This is a genomic window from Bacillus paralicheniformis, from assembly GCF_002993925.1.
Lineage (GTDB): Bacteria > Bacillota > Bacilli > Bacillales > Bacillaceae > Bacillus > Bacillus paralicheniformis.
In genome coordinates this window covers 2115007-2127986 of record NZ_CP023665.1, presented here as the reverse complement: position 1 = coordinate 2127986, position 12980 = coordinate 2115007, and the positions used below count along the sequence as shown (strand labels likewise).

Genomic DNA, 12980 nt, shown 5'->3' with positions numbered 1-12980 from the left:
GCGGCCGAGGCGCTCCGCCCCATAAAAAGAGGTGATCTTCATCATGGATGGAAATATTCATTCAATCGAAACATTCGGCACCGTTGACGGTCCGGGCATCAGATATGTCGTCTTCACACAAGGCTGCCTGATGCGCTGTCAATTTTGCCATAATGCTGATACATGGGAAATCGGAACCGGAAAACAAATGACGGTTTCCGAAATCGTTCAGGATGTCCAGCAATATCTCCCGTTTATTCAATCATCAGGCGGAGGCATCACCGTTAGCGGAGGCGAACCGCTTTTACAACTGCCATTTTTAATCGAGCTGTTCAAAGCCTGTAAAAGCCATGGCATACACACGGCGCTCGATTCGTCCGGCGGATGCTATTCGGCGGCGCCGGCATTTCAAGAGCAGATCAAAGAGCTGATCCAGTATACAGACCTTGTTTTGCTTGATCTCAAGCATATCAACAGGAAAAAACATATCAACCTGACAGGAATGCCGAATGACCACATATTGGATTTTGCCCGGTTTCTCGCTGATCATCAAGTCCCCGTCTGGATCCGCCATGTACTGGTTCCGGGGATCTCTGATATCGATGACGATTTAGCAGCCCTCGGCACGTTTATCGGCACACTGGCGAACGTTCAGAAGGTGGAGGTTCTTCCTTATCACAAACTCGGCGTCTACAAGTGGGAAGCGCTTGGCCTGGATTATCCATTAAAAGGGGTTGAACCGCCAAGTGCCGCCAGGGCCGAAAACGCATACAGACTACTCACCGCCCACTTGCAAGGCGGAGCCATGCTGCAAGAAACATAAACCCTTTTAACCGGACAGACTTTTTCCAACAAAAAGCTGTCCTTTTTGTCTTACCGCACAACCGTATAAAAAATCCCTTTTTTTACAATAGTAAGATGAGAAAGATGCGCCTGCTGCGGCAGGCCGACAATAAAACAGCAAGGTGGGCGGGAAGCATGTATCATTTGTATTCTCACAACGACTTGGACGGAGTCGGCTGCGGAATTCTCGCAAAGGTGGCCTTTGGCGAACGGGTCGAGGTCCGCTACAATTCGGTCACCGGACTTGATATGCAAGTCGGACGTTTTTTGGAACGGACAAAAGGAAAAGAAAAACAGCATGAAGGCCTGTTTATTACGGACTTGTCCGTTCATCAAGAAAATGAAGAAAGGCTGGACCAATATGCTGAAGCGGGCGGAAAGGTCAAACTCATCGACCACCACAAAACTGCGCTTCATTTGAATGAACGCTCTTGGGGCATGGTAAAAGTTCAATATGAGGACGGCAGGCTCGCTTCAGCGACTTCTCTTTTTTATGAATACTTAATAGACAACGGCTATATTCAAGAGACAAAAGCGATGGATCAGTTCGTCGAACTCGTACGCCTCTATGATACATGGGAATGGGAACAGACGGACGCGCTCGAAGCAAAGCGCCTGAATGACCTGTTTTTTATGGTCTCCATTGACGAATTTGAGGAAAAAATGGTCCGGCGCCTTAAAGAAAGCGACGCGTTTTCATTTGATGAATTCGAAGAAAAAATCTTGGATATGGAAGAAGAAAAAATTGAACGGTATATCCGCAGGAAACGGCGGGAAATCGTTCAGACCTTCATCAATGCACACTGCGTCGGCATCGTGCATGCGGAATCCTATCATTCCGAAGTAGGGAACGAACTCGGAAAAACGTATCCGCACCTTGACTATATCGCCATCTTAAATATGGGCGGCAAAAAAGTGAGCCTTCGCACCATCCATGATGAAACAGATGTATCAGAAATCGCCGGCACGTTCGGCGGAGGCGGCCATGCCAAGGCAGCGGGGTGCCCGCTGACAGATGAAGCATTCAAGCTGTATGTGACTGAACCGTTTCCGCTGGAGCCCTTGAGAGCGGATGCCTTTAAAAACGTCTATAATGTAAAAGAGTCGGACAACGGCAGCCTTTATATCAACAGGGACGAAGACCAGTTTTTTCTCTTTCCTGGAGAACACGGCTGGAACATTCAATTAAACGGCGTAACTCAGCATGAGACATTTACTTCATTCGAAGAGGCAGAACGGTTTATTAAAAGAAATTATGCTGCATGGCTCGCAAGGGATGAAGCATTTGTCCAATATTTGATGCAGCAGGTGAAACAGGCGATCCAAACGACAGGCTAAAGACTTCGACAGTCTTGGCCTGTTTTTTTATATACAAAAAAGAACAGCCGGCATATAATAACAGAAAGTTCCGATTTTTCCAAAAGGGGAGATGTTCATGAAAGAAAAGAACACAAGCTGCGAAACAAAAGAATTTCGGGCCGTGTGGATCGCCACCGTCACAAACATTGACTGGCCTTCGAAAAAAGGGCTGACAATCGAAGAGCAAAAAACAGAATATGTGAAGCTTTTGGATGCTGTGACAGCCATGGGGATGAACGCAGTTGTCGTTCAAATTAAGCCGGCGGCGGATGCGTTTTACCCTTCCGCATACGGGCCGTGGTCGGAATACTTAACAGGCGTTCAAGGAAAAGACCCCGGCTACGATCCGCTGTCATTTTTGCTCGAAGAAACCCACCGGAGAAAGCTTGAATTTCATGCATGGTTCAACCCTTATCGGATCACGATGAATCATACGGATTTGAACAGGCTCTCACAGGATCACCCGGCTAGAATGCACCCCGATTGGGTCGTTGCCTACGGCAGACAGCTGTATTACAATCCCGGCATTCCTGAGGCACAGGAATTCATTGTCCAAGGCATAGCAGAGGTCGTCAAGAATTACCAAGTCGACGCCGTTCACATGGATGACTATTTTTATCCGTATAAAATTGCGGGCGTCGAATTTCCCGACTTGAGCACGTATGAACAATATGGAAAGGACCGTTTTTCAAATATTGAAGATTGGCGGAGGGACAACGTCAACCAGCTTGTCAAACAGATCAACGCCGCCGTCAAAAAAGAAAGAGCATCGGTCAAATTTGGAATCAGCCCCTTTGGTGTATGGCGCAATATAGCAGATGATCCGACGGGATCGAATACAGCCGCCGGAATGACAAACTATGACGACCTTTATGCTGACACGAGGGAATGGATCAGGCAGGGATACATCGATTACATCGCCCCGCAAATCTACTGGAGCATCGGCTTTGCCCCGGCTTCCTACGACATTTTAGTAGACTGGTGGAAAAATGAAGTCAGCCAACGCCCCGTTCATTTATACATCGGACAAGCAGCCTATAAAATCAATCAAAACTCAGATCCCGCCTGGTCAGACCCTGAAGAATATCCGCGACAGATCGCCTTAAACCGCGACTCAATGGTGATGGGAAGCATCCATTTCAGCCTGAAAGATTTAAACCGGAACCCGCTCGGCATAAAAGACAGGCTGATCCAGGACTTGTACAAAAAACCGGCAGCTATTCCCGGTATGCCTTGGCTTGACAGCGTAAACAGCAAACAGTGAAAACTGATATTTTAGTGATACGGCCGCCGGTAACAGTACCAATCCATTTTGACAATGTTCAAAATGGATTTTTTGTGTTAAAAATCGCATGAATAGAGCACCTTAATAGATAAAAACAAGGAAAGAAAGGTTTACATCAAATGGACATTTTCTTAGCGATTTTACCAGCGATTTTCTGGGGAAGCATTGTGCTCTTTAATGTAAAGCTTGGGGGCGGACCGTACAGCCAGGTGCTCGGTACGACATTCGGCGCTTTAATTTTTTCAATCGGAATCTACTTTGTCGTCCAGCCTGAATTATCTCCCCGTATATTTGCCGTCGGCGTCGTCTCCGGACTATTTTGGGCGCTCGGCCAGACCAACCAGCTGAAAAGCATCAAGTTGATCGGCGTGTCTAAAACGATGCCGATCTCAACGGGACTTCAGCTTGTATCCACTTCTTTGTTCGGCGTGCTTGTTTTTCGCGAGTGGGCGACAACAATCTCGATTGTTCTCGGGATTCTGGCGCTGATTTTCATCATCGTGGGAATCGTGCTGACATCACTGGAAGACCGCAGCCAAAAATCTGAGGAAAAAACCGGCGACATGAAAAAGGGAATCGTGATTTTGCTCATTTCCACATTCGGCTATCTCGTGTATGTCGTCGTCGTACGGCTTTTCGATGTCAGCGGCTGGGCGGCTCTTTTTCCTCAGGCTATCGGCATGGTAGCCGGCGGCTTGATCTTGACATTCAGGCATAAGCCGTTTAATTTTTACGTCATCAAAAATATCATTCCAGGTTTAATTTGGGCAGCCGGAAACATGTTTTTATTCATTTCCCAGCCGCGGGTCGGCGTAGCGACCAGTTTTTCGCTATCGCAGATGGGAATCGTCATCTCAACGCTCGGCGGCATTATTTTGCTCGGCGAAAAGAAAACGAAGCGGCAGCTGATCGGTATCGCCATCGGCATTATATTAATCGTCGCAGCCGGCGTTTTGCTGGGCATTGCAAAAGCTTAAGGACGGCTTCTCAAGCCGTCCTTTAATATGTGACAATGCCCTTAAGCGGCAGGTGGTCGGAAGCGTTCGGATCAACGGCGACAACTTCAGCCACTGACACATGAAAAGACCGGCTGAGGAAGATGTAGTCCAAGCGTCGTCTCGGGCGGTGCGAAGGGTGGGTGAACCCCTGTCCGTATTGTCTTTCATCCCACAGGTCGGCCAGTTTTTCCGCGACCTTTTTCCACCCCCGTGAATGAGGTTTCATATTAAAGTCTCCCATGACGATCACAGGCAGATCACTCTCTTGAACCCTCTCGATTAAAAAATCCGTCTGCTTGCCGTGAAGCCACGGATTCAGGCTCAAATGCGTAACAAAAACGCGAAGGAGCCGATCACCGATCCGGACATCAGCCTCAAGAAGAGACCTTCCTTCGATCAGCCCTTTGACAAAGTTGAATGAATGATGCCGTTCTTTCACAATCGGAAAACGCGTTAAGAGAGCGTTCCCGTATTGCCTGTTCACTGAAGAATCACCGGAACTCAATGAAAGGGAGGGGCAGTACGCATAGTGCATGTTCAATTGTTCTGCTAACGAGCCGATTTGGTCTTCGTAATCGCTTCTATTGGAGAAATGCTGATCTACTTCATTAAGGCCGACGATGTCGCAGCCGCTCTCGGCGATCACACCGGCTGTTCTCTCTAAATCAACGCGACGGTCCCTTCCTTTTCCATGATGAATATTAAATGTCATGATGCCAAATTTCATAATCAACCCGCCTCTTCTTTAAGCTAAGCATATTGTACCTCCGGAACGATTAAAATATTTCTGCTGTCGGCGGAGCGAGATTAGGTTAAAATGACATTATGATATAAAGAGGAGTGTTCCTTGATGACAAATAGCAGAACGAATCCAAAGGTTGATGAATTTTTAAGCAAAGCCGAGAAGTGGAAGGGAGAGTTTGAGAAGCTGCGTCAAATCGTTCTTGACTGTGAGCTGAACGAAGATTTCAAGTGGAAGCATCCTTGCTATACGTTCGAGAATAAAAACATCGTATTAATCCATGGATTTAAAGAATATTGTGCGCTCTTGTTTCATAAAGGCGCCTTGTTAAAGGACCCCAACGGGATTCTTATCCAGCAGACGGAGAATGTACAAGCCGCGCGGCAGATTCGATTCACCAATGTACAAGAAATAGCTGAAATGGAAACCATCTTGAAAGCTTACATCAATGAAGCGATTGAAGTGGAAAAAGCCGGTCTTGAAGTAGAGTTTAAAAAGGCTGCGGAATATACGATTCCAGAAGAGCTTCAAAAAAAATTCGCTGAAATCCCAGCTTTAAAAACGGCGTTTGAAGAATTGACGCCGGGACGGCAAAGAGCATATATTCTTTATTTTTCTAAACCAAAACAATCCAAAACCCGAGAATCGAGGATTGAAAAATATACAAAGCAAATTCTTGATGGAAAGGGATTGAATGACTAGTCTATTTCGCAACTACCGTTTTCATGAGAGAGGCGAATCATAACCATATGGCCGAAGAAGCGGTGAATTGATTAGTGAAGGGCCGCTCAATTTTTCGAATGGCACGAGATCCATACCTTGATGATCACCGCTTGATTATATAAAAAGACATTTATATAATGGATGCAATATACCAGCTGCAATGCGCCTAAGATTGGAGGGAAGGTCATGACCGTACAAACGAAGCTTGATTCGAAAAGCACGGTGAGCTGCATGAAGATATTGAGCGATTCTACCCGGCTCTTGATTCTGAAACTGCTCCAGGAGAAACCATATTGCGTCTGCCAGCTTGTCGATATGTTTGAAACAAGCCAGCCCGCCATAAGCCAGCATTTACGAAAGCTGAAAAGTGCAAATATGATCAAGGAAGAAAGAAGGGAGCAATGGCGTTTTTATTCGCTTCATGACGACTTTCCGGAGCGCGAATTGGTCCTTGCCATTCTCAATCAGATCGATGAACACGATGAGGTTCTCCAAACCATTAAAAGAAAAGAAATACCCGTTTCGTGCCAATAAAAAAGCAGAGGGAGGACGGTTCCCTCTTTTTCATTTCACTTTTCATATAAACATTGACTTATATAATAATTTTATTATAAGATTTGTCCGGAGAGGAAACCTATGAAGGAGGCGTACACGCGATGACGACGGTCTTGGCCATTTTGATTTTTCTTCTGACCCTCACGCTTGTCATTTGGCAGCCGAAAAATCTATCCATCGGCTGGTCGGCCTGCGGAGGTGCGGCGCTGGCTTTCATCAGCGGAGTCGTCAATTTTCAGGATGTATTAGATGTGACGGGAATCGTATGGAATGCGACTTTAACTTTTGTCGCGATCATCATCATCTCCCTGATTCTTGATGAAATCGGATTTTTCGAGTGGGCCGCCCTGCACATGGCCAAGGCAGCGAAAGGAAACAGCATTCGGATGTTCGTCTATGTTTCCCTGCTCGGAGCCGTAGTAGCGGCTCTGTTTGCCAATGACGGAGCAGCTTTAATTTTGACGCCGATTGTGCTTGCCATGGTACGCGCGTTACATTTTCAAGAAAAGCTCGTTTTTCCTTTTATTATCGCAAGCGGATTTATCGCGGATACGACATCGCTGCCGCTTGTTGTCAGCAACCTTGTCAATATTGTCTCAGCCGACTTTTTCAACATCGGATTTATCGAATATGCAACAAGAATGATTGTTCCAAACCTGTTTTCGCTTATTGCAAGCATGATCGTGCTTTTTTTGTTTTTCAAAAAAAGCATTCCGCGGCATTATGACATGACAAATGTAAAACAGCCGGCGGAAGCGATTAGAGACAGGAAAATATTCCGCTTGTCATGGCTCATATTAGCCGTTCTGTTGGCCGGTTACTTTATCAGCGAACTGTTTTCAATCCCCGTCTCAATCATCGCAGGTGCGATCGCCGTCATTTTCTTATTCACAGCGAAAAACAGCCCCGCGGTACAAACGAAGAAAGTGCTGAAGGGAGCGCCTTGGGCGATCGTTTTCTTCTCAATCGGGATGTACGTCGTGGTATATGGTTTAAGAAATGCCGGCTTAACAGATATTCTCTCACAGGTCATCCAGACCGTCAGCGATCAAGGGCTGTTTATCGGAACAATCGGAATGGGCTTTATCGCAGCCATTCTGTCTTCACTTATGAACAATATGCCGACGGTGATGATTGATGCGCTTGCGATTCACAATACCGACACACACGGGATTCTCAGAGAAGCGCTGATTTACGCTAATGTCATCGGCTCTGATCTCGGTCCGAAAATCACGCCAATCGGCTCCTTGGCGACGCTATTGTGGCTTCACGTCCTTTCACTGAAAGGCGTAAAGATTTCTTGGGGAACCTATTTTAAAACAGGTGTCATTTTGACCATTCCAACCCTGTTCATCACGCTTGCCGGACTTTATGTGTGGCTGTTGATCATCCATTAAACATGATAGGAGACGATGACCAATGTCAAAAAAGACCATCTATTTTTTATGCACAGGCAACTCCTGCCGCAGCCAAATGGCTGAGGGCTGGGCGAAGAAACACCTCGGAGACGAGTGGAACGTCTACAGTGCAGGGATTGAAGCGCACGGTTTAAACCCGAACGCGGTCAAAGCCATGCGAGAAGCAGGCATCGATATTTCTGAGCAGACGTCCGATATCATTGATCCCGATATCTTACACAACGCAGACCTCGTCATTACGCTGTGCGGGGACGCGGCTGATAAATGCCCGATGACACCGCCGCACGTCAAGCGCGAGCATTGGGGTTTTGACGATCCCGCCAAAGCAGAAGGGACAGAAGAAGAAAAATGGGCATTCTTTCAGCGTGTACGCGATGAAATTGGAGAGCGGGTCAAGCGTTTTGCGGAGACAGGCGAATAAATACAAAGCTCAGGTATTGTTACCTGAGCTTTGTATTTTTTAGAAACATCTATTTTTGATAAAGAAAGAACGTACCAAAAGGCATGCGGCCGTTTATGTAAAAATTCAAAAATCAATTTACCGAGAAATTCTGTAAGATCCATTGCCAGAGGCTGAATGAGTACCAAGGGATTCCCGGCAAACACTAAAAAACCCCCAGGCCGGGGATTTTTCACTTTAATAAGAAAAGATGACCTGAAAGACTCGTTTTAAATGTTAATTGTTTTCTTTACCTAAAACTGCTGGAGAAGCGCATGACATTCTGACGTTTAATTCAGGGTCCATTTTTTGAGTTAATGGTATTGAGCCCGGCTCACGAATAAGAGACAGCAGAGAATCGACCATTTTGTGAGCCAATTGATCGATTGGAACCCCTACGCTCGTCAGCGGGGTTTCAAGGCTTGCCATTTGAGGAATATTATCATAAGAAATTAAAGATAGGTCTTCGGGTATGCTGAGCTGTTGTTCCTTTACGGCTCGTAAAATCCCTACACTGATATCGTAGCTTCCGCTAATAATAGCTGTAGGTTTTGAGGTTTGTTGTAACAGTTTTTTCGCAGCGGTGTAACCGTTATACCAGCTTAACCCATTAGTATTTAAAATACTGTTTCGACTTAACTTTAAACCGGCTTCCATCATAACCTCTTCAAACCCTTTGCTTTTTTCAATCTGACGCTTATCGGCAGGGGAAAGGTCGCCGACGTAGCTAATGTTTTTGTGGCCAAGTTGATACAGATACGCAACGGCTTTGTAAATTGCTTTTTTATGATTGACATCGATAATAGGATGTGTATGTTCACCTGACACTCCGTAAGATAAGATAGGAATCGTTAATCCAGTATCATCACTGAGCTGAGTTTCGCCGCCTTCTTCAAAAATCATGATCCCATCCACGCGAAAACTCTTGAACAATTCCACTGCCTCTTTAGCTCTGTTAACGGATAAAATCATTGAATAGCTGTTCTTTTCGACCACTTCATTTATTTTTGTAACAAGTGCCGATAAAGCGATTCTTTCAATTGTAGGCCAGACAAGTCCGATCGTTTGACTTTTTTTAGATGCCAAGCTTCTCGCTGCAAAATTCGGAGTATACCCTAATTGTTCGGCAACTTGCAAGACCTTTTTCTTTGTATCCGGTTTTACAAGAGGGCTGTTTCTTAAAGCCTTTGAGACTGTTGAATAGCTTACTCCGGAAGCGTGGGCGATGTCTTTAATAGTTACAGTCATTTTGGACCTCCAAAAAATCCTTAAAAATATAATATTGCAAATTTTCGAAAATGATTTTATGATAATAAATAACAACGTTGTTATTATAAATGATACATTATAAAATAACAATCATATACATCTTCCGAATAAAATAACAACGTTGTTAAAAGGGTTTTCGGATCATGAAGCAGCGTTGATTTTTAACAACGTTGTTAAACTTTACATAAAGGAGGGGAAGTGTGAGAAAGACGATCATCTAATGTCTTGCGCCGCTAAAATATTACACAAATTGTTACTGAACATCATCGGAAACGGTATTCAGGGGATAAACCGAAACATACAATGCAAAAATTTTACCTATTCGTTCACTATTTGAGCGAAATTGTAAACGCTATCAAAAAAATATGACGATGAAAGAAATCATGAATCGCAATCAATCATTGCTTAGAAAGCAACGGTCATGAGATTCAAGGAGGGTAGTTCATGAGAAAAATGCTATCCGTGTTTTTTGTATGCGCTTTAATCTTTGGGATGCTTACGGGATGTAAAAGCAGCGATGTAATAGGCGCCGATAAAACCGTAACGTTACGGCTTGCTCACAACCATAATGAGGAGCACCCCATCCACAAGTCTTTACTCAAATTTTCAAAAGACGTAGAAAAGAAAACCAATGGCACCGTTAAAGTGCAATTGTATCCAAATGCTCAGCTCGGTTCAGAGCGTGAAGTGATTGAATTGACACAAACCGGGGCTGTCGATCTGGCTAAAGTAAGTGCGAGCGCTTTAGAAAGTTTTTCAGAGGTCTACTCCATCTTCAGCCTGCCTTATTTATTTGACAGCAAACATCATTTTTATGAAGCCATGGACAGTGATATTGCAAAAGAAATGTATGATACAACGAAAAACATAGGTTTTATTGGATTAACCTACTATGATGCCGGTTCACGGAACTTTTACACAAAGAACAAACCGATTATGCACCCAAATGACCTTAAAGGTTTAAAAATTCGGGTGCAGCCGAGTGCTACAGCGATTCGAATGGTGGAACTCATGGGTGGAGCACCTACTCCAATGGCTTATGGAGAAGTGTATACAGCATTGCAGTCAAGTGTAATCGATGGCACCGAAAACAACGAAATGGCTTTAACAAGCAGCAATCACGGGGAAGTGGCAAAAGAATATTCATACTCAGAACATGCGATCGTTCCGGATATTTTAATCATGAATTTGGACAAAAAGGATCAATTAAGCGAAGAGCAGCAGCATGCGGTGATCGAAGCGGCGAAAGAATCTACTGAGTATCACAAAATCGTTTGGGCTGAAGAAACTGAAAATGCGGTTAAGAAGGCAAAGGAAATGGGAGTGAAGTTCCACAAACCAGACAAGACTCCATTCCGGGAAGCGGTAAGCCCGCTTCATGATGAGTTTGCCAAAAAAGAATTGATCGGAAAATACTATAGGAAAATTGTGCGAAAGCTAAAAAAGTAAAATGACTCTGGATGAATGAGGGACTCGAATATGTTTCGATAAGGGGGGATGTATATGCTAGCTTTAAAAAAAGCAGTGAATAAAGCGATTGAATGTTTGACTTGCACACTAATGGCCATCATGGTTTTGGTTGCGATATGGCAAGTATTTACGCGATATGTACTAAATTCTCCCAGTACGTTTTCAGAAGAATTTTTACGCTATTCACTGATATGGATCTCTATGTTGGGCGGTGCCTATGCATTTTGGAAAAAAAAGCACTTGGCGATTGAATTTATCGTTCGAAAACTTCCAATAAAAGCAGCTGTTTTCGTTCATACTTTCATTCAGATTCTTTTGATTGCTTTTGCTCTGATTGTGTTGGTCTTAGGAGGTTCGAAAGCAGTGATCACCACAATGGAGCAATCTTCAGCAGCATTAGGGATACCGGTGGGATTTGTTTATCTATCACTTCCTGTTGCAGGCATACTCATCATTGGATACAACTTGGCCGGTTTATATGAATTTTTACATGAATTCAATTCAAAACAAAAGTCAGGTGATGATGTAAAAAAAGCAGCAAAGATGTGACTGAGGCTTTTTGAAAACTAAAAAAGAGGTGAAATGATATGGCCATAGCAGCAGGTCTCATTTTATCGGCAGTATTCTTCATATTGTTGTTTCTCGGCGTTCCGATTTCTGTAAGTATTGCGGCGGCATCCATTGTAACAATGCTTACCATTTTTCCTTTTGATGTTGCCATTTTCACTTCGGCGCAAAAAATGGTCACTGGAATCGACAGCTTTGCTTTATTAGCGGTACCGTTCTTCATTTTATCAGGCATTATTATGAATAATGGCGGTATTGCAATGCGGCTCATTAACTTCGCAAAATTGATCAGCGGCAGGCTGCCCGGTTCTCTGGCCCATACAAATGTTGTCGGAAACATGTTATTCGGTTCCATTTCCGGTTCGTCTGTAGCTGCTGCGGCGGCAATCGGCGGGGTCATGTCGCCGCTGCAAGAAAAAGAAGGATATGACCGGACTTACTCTGCCGCAGTAAATATTGCTTCTGCACCAACTGGTTTGCTTATTCCGCCTAGCGGTCTTTTGATCATTTTCTCATTAGTCAGCGGCGGAACATCTGTAGCCGCTTTATTTATGGCGGGCTATTTGCCCGGAATCTTGTGGGGGCTGGCTACGATGGTTGTCGCCTGTATGATTGCAAAAAAGAAAAAGTACCCTGTTGCGCCAAAAATTACGATTAGTCAAGGTTTTAAAGTGCTGCTCGATGCGATTCCAAGCCTGTTGCTCATTGTAATCGTAATCGGGGGTATTATCGCCGGTGTTTTTACAGCAACTGAAGGAGCGGCAATAGCGGTGGCTTATTCCTTATTGTTATCGCACTTTTATAGGACATTGAAATGGAAACAGCTCCCCCAAATGCTGCTGGAAACGGTAGAAATCACAGCCGTTATTATGTTTTTGGTTGGGACATCAACGATGCTCTCATTGGTCATGGCGTTTACAGGCATACCGACGGCAATCAGCAATGGAATTCTAGGGATTACAGATAACCCAATTTTGATCTTGCTGTTGATGAATATCATCTTATTAATAATCGGTACATTTATGGACATCACTCCGGCTGTATTAATTTTCACTCCAATCTTTCTGCCAATTGTTCAAAGCTTTGGCATGGATCCCGTGCATTTTGGAATTATGATTGTATTTAACCTTTGTATCGGCAATATCACTCCTCCTGTGGGAAGTGCTCTGTTTGTGGGCTGCAGCATAGGTAAAGTTGATATTGAACGAGTGGTTAAACCGATTCTGCCATTTTATGCTGCGATCATGATCGTCCTTTTAATTGTTACCTACATTCCACAAATCAGCTTAATGCTGCCTCAATTATTTGGACTTTAAGACAGGAGGCGTCTATT

At 44.4% G+C, this 12980-nt stretch carries 13 protein-coding genes; 11 read left to right on the top strand and 2 right to left on the bottom strand.

Annotated features, from left to right (window positions below; genetic code table 11):
* The first annotated feature begins 43 nt into the window (after positions 1-43).
* From pflA to CP943_RS10945, 4 genes are all read left to right on the top strand, one after another.
* Complete coding sequence (pflA, locus tag CP943_RS10960) at positions 44-802, top strand: pyruvate formate-lyase-activating protein (RefSeq protein WP_026579623.1); 759 nt, start codon at positions 44-46, stop codon at positions 800-802.
* Positions 803-957: 155 nt separating this feature from the next.
* Entirely contained in the window at positions 958-2160 is a 1203-nt protein-coding gene (locus CP943_RS10955) for a DHH family phosphoesterase (protein ID WP_075213316.1), read from the top strand.
* A gap of 91 nt (positions 2161-2251) precedes the next feature.
* Positions 2252-3445, top strand: coding sequence for a glycoside hydrolase family 10-like protein (locus tag CP943_RS10950; protein WP_373367296.1), 1194 nt, complete (start codon positions 2252-2254; stop codon positions 3443-3445).
* 140 nt (positions 3446-3585) lie between these two features.
* The gene (locus CP943_RS10945) at positions 3586-4443 is read left to right on the top strand and encodes a RhaT/GlcU family sugar-proton symporter (RefSeq protein ID WP_020451679.1); all 858 of its coding nucleotides are present in this window, start codon (positions 3586-3588) and stop codon (positions 4441-4443) included.
* Positions 4444-4465: 22 nt separating this feature from the next.
* Here CP943_RS10945 and CP943_RS10940 read toward each other — a convergent pair whose 3' ends face one another.
* Complete coding sequence (locus CP943_RS10940; protein WP_023857522.1) at positions 4466-5191, bottom strand: endonuclease/exonuclease/phosphatase family protein; 726 nt, start codon at positions 5189-5191, stop codon at positions 4466-4468.
* Between the two features lie 123 nt (positions 5192-5314).
* Here CP943_RS10940 and CP943_RS10935 point away from each other — a divergent pair, with 123 nt between their 5' ends.
* The 4 genes from CP943_RS10935 (at position 5315) to arsC (ending at position 8323) form a co-directional block, all read left to right on the top strand.
* Positions 5315-5908 carry a YdeI/OmpD-associated family protein gene (locus CP943_RS10935; RefSeq protein WP_020451677.1) on the top strand — a complete coding sequence of 198 codons (594 nt, stop codon included), beginning with the start codon at positions 5315-5317 and terminating at the stop codon, positions 5906-5908.
* A 207-nt stretch (positions 5909-6115) separates the two neighbouring features.
* Positions 6116-6463: an ArsR/SmtB family transcription factor gene (locus tag CP943_RS10930; protein ID WP_105980997.1), complete on the top strand. Its 348-nt coding sequence runs from the start codon at positions 6116-6118 to the stop codon at positions 6461-6463.
* Between the two features lie 122 nt (positions 6464-6585).
* A complete protein-coding gene (locus CP943_RS10925) occupies positions 6586-7881 on the top strand; it encodes an arsenic transporter (protein WP_105980996.1) in 1296 nt (431 codons plus the stop codon).
* Between the two features lie 22 nt (positions 7882-7903).
* Complete coding sequence (arsC, locus tag CP943_RS10920) at positions 7904-8323, top strand: arsenate reductase (thioredoxin) (protein WP_023857526.1); 420 nt, start codon at positions 7904-7906, stop codon at positions 8321-8323.
* A 255-nt stretch (positions 8324-8578) separates the two neighbouring features.
* Here arsC and CP943_RS10915 read toward each other — a convergent pair whose 3' ends face one another.
* Positions 8579-9589, bottom strand: coding sequence for a LacI family DNA-binding transcriptional regulator (locus tag CP943_RS10915; protein ID WP_023857527.1), 1011 nt, complete (start codon positions 9587-9589; stop codon positions 8579-8581).
* 465 nt (positions 9590-10054) lie between these two features.
* Between CP943_RS10915 and CP943_RS10910 the strand changes: the two genes are divergently transcribed.
* From CP943_RS10910 to CP943_RS10900, 3 genes are read left to right on the top strand one after another with little or no spacing between them, the layout of a single operon-like run.
* Entirely contained in the window at positions 10055-11059 is a 1005-nt protein-coding gene (locus CP943_RS10910; protein WP_025810020.1) for a TRAP transporter substrate-binding protein, read from the top strand.
* Positions 11060-11113: 54 nt separating this feature from the next.
* Positions 11114-11629: a TRAP transporter small permease gene (locus CP943_RS10905; protein ID WP_035338686.1), complete on the top strand. Its 516-nt coding sequence runs from the start codon at positions 11114-11116 to the stop codon at positions 11627-11629.
* A 38-nt stretch (positions 11630-11667) separates the two neighbouring features.
* Positions 11668-12963, top strand: coding sequence for a TRAP transporter large permease (locus tag CP943_RS10900; RefSeq protein ID WP_023857530.1), 1296 nt, complete (start codon positions 11668-11670; stop codon positions 12961-12963).
* Positions 12964-12980: the final 17 nt, after the last annotated feature.

Excerpts from the sequence above, each read along its gene's own strand:
- pflA (WP_026579623.1), top strand. The coding sequence starts at position 44 with ATGGATGGAAATATTCATTCAATCGAAACATTCGGCACCGTTGACGGT.
- CP943_RS10950 (WP_373367296.1), top strand. The coding sequence starts at position 2,252 with ATGTTCATGAAAGAAAAGAACACAAGCTGCGAAACAAAAGAATTTCGG.
- CP943_RS10945 (WP_020451679.1), top strand. The coding sequence starts at position 3,586 with ATGGACATTTTCTTAGCGATTTTACCAGCGATTTTCTGGGGAAGCATT.
- CP943_RS10910 (WP_025810020.1), top strand. The coding sequence starts at position 10,055 with ATGAGAAAAATGCTATCCGTGTTTTTTGTATGCGCTTTAATCTTTGGG.
- CP943_RS10930 (WP_105980997.1), top strand. The coding sequence starts at position 6,116 with ATGACCGTACAAACGAAGCTTGATTCGAAAAGCACGGTGAGCTGCATG.
- CP943_RS10900 (WP_023857530.1), top strand. The coding sequence starts at position 11,668 with ATGGCCATAGCAGCAGGTCTCATTTTATCGGCAGTATTCTTCATATTG.
- CP943_RS10935 (WP_020451677.1), top strand. The coding sequence starts at position 5,315 with ATGACAAATAGCAGAACGAATCCAAAGGTTGATGAATTTTTAAGCAAA.
- CP943_RS10905 (WP_035338686.1), top strand. The coding sequence starts at position 11,114 with ATGCTAGCTTTAAAAAAAGCAGTGAATAAAGCGATTGAATGTTTGACT.
- CP943_RS10915 (WP_023857527.1), bottom strand. The coding sequence starts at position 9,589 with ATGACTGTAACTATTAAAGACATCGCCCACGCTTCCGGAGTAAGCTAT.
- CP943_RS10940 (WP_023857522.1), bottom strand. The coding sequence starts at position 5,191 with ATGAAATTTGGCATCATGACATTTAATATTCATCATGGAAAAGGAAGG.
- CP943_RS10955 (WP_075213316.1), top strand. The coding sequence starts at position 958 with ATGTATCATTTGTATTCTCACAACGACTTGGACGGAGTCGGCTGCGGA.
- CP943_RS10925 (WP_105980996.1), top strand. The coding sequence starts at position 6,586 with ATGACGACGGTCTTGGCCATTTTGATTTTTCTTCTGACCCTCACGCTT.
- arsC (WP_023857526.1), top strand. The coding sequence starts at position 7,904 with ATGTCAAAAAAGACCATCTATTTTTTATGCACAGGCAACTCCTGCCGC.